At 65.3% G+C, this 548-nt stretch carries 1 protein-coding gene; it reads right to left on the minus strand.

Annotated elements, in window-relative coordinates; translation table 11 throughout:
• On the minus strand, nt 1-548 hold a 548-nt coding region (locus tag MLGJGCBP_RS24500), incomplete at both ends, for a cytochrome P450 (protein WP_160098715.1).

Genomic DNA, 548 nt, shown 5'->3' on the forward strand with positions numbered 1-548 from the left:
AGGTGGACGTTCTCGACTCCCCACGCGAGGCCGAGATGTTCGTGTGGTTCGACGCCGGCAACGAGTTCGAATTTGGGCATCCTGCGCCGCAATTCGGTGAACGCGATCTTCAGCTCGAGCCGGGCCAGGTGCAGGCCGACGCAGCGGTGCGGGCCGAGCCCGAACGCCAGGTGCGGCTTGGCCTCGCGGTCGAACTTCACCTCGTCGGGCTGCGGGTAGTACTGCGGATCACGGTTTGCCACGGCGAGCGGGAAGTGCACGCGCTCACCCTTGGTGAGCGTGATGCCTGCGACGTCGACCGAATCGTGGACGACGGTACGTGTCGGCACGGCAGGCGCCGCCCAGCGGAGCAGTTCCTCGATCGCGGGCTCGAGACTTTCCGGCGTCTCGAACATCGCGTCCCATTGTTCCGGGTGCTGAGCGAGGTAGACCATCGACTGCGCGAGCACGCTCTGGACGGTGTCGAGCCCCGCCAGCATCATGAGCAGGAACATGTCGAACAGTTCCAGGTCGGTGAGTTTCTTGCCGTCGATCTCGGCGTCCAGAGC

Origin of the sequence: Rhodococcus sp. T7 (assembly GCF_009872365.1) — a bacterium.
Taxonomy (GTDB): Bacteria; Actinomycetota; Actinomycetes; order Mycobacteriales; family Mycobacteriaceae; genus Rhodococcus_F.